At 67.7% G+C, this 3,391-nt stretch carries 4 protein-coding genes; 2 read left to right on the top strand and 2 right to left on the bottom strand.

From position 1 onward, the window contains the following. Nucleotides 1–193: 193 nt before the first annotated feature. The gene (locus ACOZHM_RS19130; RefSeq protein ID WP_421570888.1) at nucleotides 194–805 is read right to left on the bottom strand and encodes a superoxide dismutase; all 612 of its coding nucleotides are present in this window, start codon (nucleotides 803–805) and stop codon (nucleotides 194–196) included. Nucleotides 806–1,095: 290 nt separating this feature from the next. Here ACOZHM_RS19130 and ACOZHM_RS19125 point away from each other — a divergent pair, with 290 nt between their 5' ends. Beyond that, a complete protein-coding gene (locus ACOZHM_RS19125) occupies nucleotides 1,096–1,575 on the top strand; it encodes a ribonuclease domain-containing protein (RefSeq protein WP_421570887.1) in 480 nt (159 codons plus the stop codon). Then, nucleotides 1,572–1,985, top strand: a complete 414-nt coding sequence (locus ACOZHM_RS19120) for a barstar family protein (protein ID WP_421570886.1) — start codon at nucleotides 1,572–1,574, stop codon at nucleotides 1,983–1,985. Before ACOZHM_RS19125 ends, ACOZHM_RS19120 begins: the two co-directional genes overlap by 4 nt. Nucleotides 1,986–2,142: 157 nt before the next feature. Here the strand turns inward: ACOZHM_RS19120 and ACOZHM_RS19115 are convergent. Continuing rightward, nucleotides 2,143–3,391: hypothetical protein (locus ACOZHM_RS19115; protein ID WP_421570885.1), on the bottom strand; the 1,249-nt coding region annotated here is incomplete at its 5' end.

Here is a 3,391-nt window from a genome sequence, read left to right as displayed (position 1 = left end):
CCCCCCCCCCCCCCCCCCCCCCCCCCCCCCCCCATTTTTTTTTTTCACGCTCACCACGCCATACGACATCTAGTACGGTCTCCCCCCCCCCCCCTTGTCTATATGAGACTGGCGCGGGGCTCTGCCCGGCCGCCTCAAACGAAAAGGCCGGGCGTCTCCGCCCGGCCTTTTCGCATTCAATCCGCCAAAACAATCAGGCGATGGCTTCCTGGTAACGACGCTCGACTTCCTTCCAGTCGACGACGTTGAAGAACGCGCCGATGTATTCCGGGCGACGGTTCTGGTACTTCAGGTAGTAGGCGTGTTCCCACACGTCCAGCGCCAGGATCGGGGTGTTGCCGTTTTCCAGGGGGCTGTCCTGGTTGGCGCTGCTTTCCACCACGACCTTCTTGTCCGGGGTGACGCTCAGCCAGGCCCAGCCGCTGCCGAAGCGGGTCAGCGCGGCCTTGGTGAAGGCTTCCTTGAACTTCTCGAAGCCGCCGAGCTGGGCGTCGATCGCCTGGGCGACGTCACCGACCGGGTTGCCGCCGGCATTCGGGGCCATCACGGTCCAGAACAGCGAGTGGTTGGCGTGGCCGCCACCGTTGTTGCGCACCACGCCCTGCAGGTTCTCCGGCAGCGACTTGGTCTTCTTCACCAGCTCTTCGATCGGCAGGTCGGCGTACTCGGTGCCTTCCAGTGCCGCGTTGACGTTGTTGATATAGGTCTGGTGGTGCTTGGTGTGATGGATTTCCATCGTGGCCGCATCGATATGCGGCTCGAGCGCGTCGTAGGCGTAGGACAGCTTGGGGAGGGTGTAGGCCATGTGGATCTCCTGGTAGCTCACTCGCCCGGCGAAGGCAGGGCGTTGCGAAGTGGATGATGGGGATGGCCAACAAGCTTACCAAGCCCCACGTAAAGGAAAGTTCGTTGCGAAGGCTCCACATGTTACGCACCGGTGACGACCCGCACGACACCAAACGAAGCGTAGTGCCACGCCATGCGTGGCAACCACGCACCCCATCCGCAGCCGTAATTCCACGCCCTGCGTGGCAACCAAGCAGCGTTAAACAAAGACGCAGTACAGTACCCCCACCCAACACGCCATGCCCGCCCATGCGCAAACCCCTATTACTGCTCGTTGCAATCGTCCTGCTGGTCGGCGGCCTGTTCGCCATCAAGGAAGCGCAGCGCGCGCCCAAGCCACAGTTCGCCCCGTCGCTGACCCAACCCGATGCAGGCCCCGCAGTCCGCAACGACGCACCGGGCAACCCGGGCGCTACCGCGCAGCAGTCTTCCAGCGCCCTGCCCGCCTTCCTGCCTGCCGAAGCGCGGCAGACCATCGTGCTGATCCAGCGCGGCGGCCCCTACCCGCACCGTCAAGACGGTGGGGTCTTCAGCAACCGCGAACAGCGGCTGCCGGAGCGCCCACGCGGCTATTACCGCGAGTACACGGTCGATACCCCGGGCGCCGGCAATCGCGGTGCGCGCCGCATCGTGACCGGCGGCAACCCGCCGACCGGTTGGTTCTACACCGATGACCATTACGAAACCTTCCGCAGTTTCGAGGTCCCACCCGCCGGGAGCTGGCAATGAACCACGATGCATTCGAACTGGGCCTGGACGATATCAACAACGCCGGCGTGTATTCGGTCACCAACGACGATATCGGCCCGCTGTCGGCCGCGATGCGCGATGCCGGGCTGCGCGTGGCCACCATCGACCTGCAGGGCTGCCATGACAAACGCACGCTGCTGGCGCGCATTGCCGCGCAGCTGGATTTTCCGAGCTCGTTTGGCGGCAATTGGGATGCGCTGTCGGACAGCCTGCGCGACCTGTCGTGGCTGAAGGCCGATGGGCATGCGCTGTTCTTCAGCGATGCCGATGGGCTGAAGGCCGATGCCACCGCGGATTTCGACACGCTGCTGGACGTGCTGGATGAGACCAGCCAGGCGTGGAGCGGCCAGGACGTGCCGTTCTGGGCGTTCGTCGCGCTGCAGGAATGATCAAACACCCATCGCGCTGCGCGAATGATCCAACGCCGTAGAGCCACCCCATGGGTGGCTGCGGGATATCCGGCACCGCGATAGCCACGCGCGGCGTGGCTCTACCGGATTCTCTCGGCACCGCGATAGCCACGCGCGGCGTCGCGCTACCGCCGGGTTACCGGCTGCCGTTATCTTCCTGCAGCTCTTTCTTGAACGGAACATCCGGCGGCGGGCGGGCCACGGCCGGCTGGTCCTGCATGTTCGGGTCGGTCAGGCCGCAGCCGCCGCCGAACTGCAGGATCGATACCACGCAGGAGATCTTAGAGCTGCTGCCCGGAATCGGAATCTCCACGGCCTTGATGCCCTTGCGCACCCATTCGGCCAGCAACGATTCGTTGGGCGCCCAATATTTGTCGAACGAGGTCGGGGTGTAGTCGTACGGCGGCCGCTTCAGCCACGTGCCCGACTGTGCGATGCGCTCGCGGCTCCAGCCATCGTTGTCGCCACCCGGCGCGCCGCGCGCGGTGTCACCGCTGCCTTCCTGGCCGGGCACGCGCACGCTGCCGTCGGCATTGAACAGCCCATCCCCGGTGCGTCCGGCGCCCTGGTTGGCCTGCGCGCCGCTGCGGTCGCCATCGCGGTTGCGGTCGGCCGCACCCCAATCGTCGCCGCGCGCCGGCGTTGCCCAGTTGCCCGGGTTCGGTGCGGGGCGTGCGGCCGGCGTACTGGACGGGGTCTTCGACGGCGTCGTCGCAGACGCCGCGTTGCGGCTCGGCGACGGCTGGGTCGCCGCGCCAGCGGTCGGGCTGGGCGTGGTCGCGGCGGTGGACGCTGCCGGCGTCGGTGATGGCGACGGACGCGGCGCGGCGTTGGGCACCGCACGTTCGCGCACGGTGACCTCCGGGCTTCGCCCGGGCACGCTGATCTCGCGCTGCGGTACCGGCGCCACCGTGACTGATACCGACGGGGCCGGTGCAATCTCGCGTTCGCGCACCTGCAGTTCGCGCTGCGGCAGCGTCACTTCCACGCGCGGGCCCGGCGTGGGCACCGGCGGCGTGGGTGCGTTCACCACCGTGACCTCGCGCTCGCGCACCGCCACTTCCGGCGTACGCAGCTGCGGCTCAACCGGCCGCAGCGTGGGCGTAACCGCGCGTGCGGCGGGGGCTTCCACCACTTCCACGGTGCGCTCGCGCACCTGCACCTCGGGGGCTTCGCGCGGAATCACCCGCACTTCGGTGCGCGGCACGCTGGTGGGCGGCACCACGAAATCGGTGGTGGCCTCGGCAACATCGGTCGCCTGGATTGGCTGTTCAACCGCCGTCGGTGCAGGCGGCGTCGGCGCAGGGGTTTGTTCGGCACTGGCGGCCGGCTGCGGCTCGGGCGGGGCCGGCGGCTGCGGGGCGGTGGCCGCCGCGGTGCTGCCG

Source organism: Stenotrophomonas sp. PD6 (genome assembly GCF_049199305.1).
Taxonomy (GTDB): domain Bacteria; phylum Pseudomonadota; class Gammaproteobacteria; order Xanthomonadales; family Xanthomonadaceae; genus Stenotrophomonas.
This window is presented reverse-complemented; position numbering and strand designations above follow the sequence as displayed.

Bases quoted from the DNA above. Each gene is read 5' to 3' on its own strand.
- ACOZHM_RS19125 (WP_421570887.1), top strand. From the start codon at position 1,096: ATGCGCAAACCCCTATTACTGCTCGTTGCAATCGTCCTGCTGGTCGGC.
- ACOZHM_RS19120 (WP_421570886.1), top strand. From the start codon at position 1,572: ATGAACCACGATGCATTCGAACTGGGCCTGGACGATATCAACAACGCC.
- ACOZHM_RS19130 (WP_421570888.1), bottom strand. From the start codon at position 805: ATGGCCTACACCCTCCCCAAGCTGTCCTACGCCTACGACGCGCTCGAG.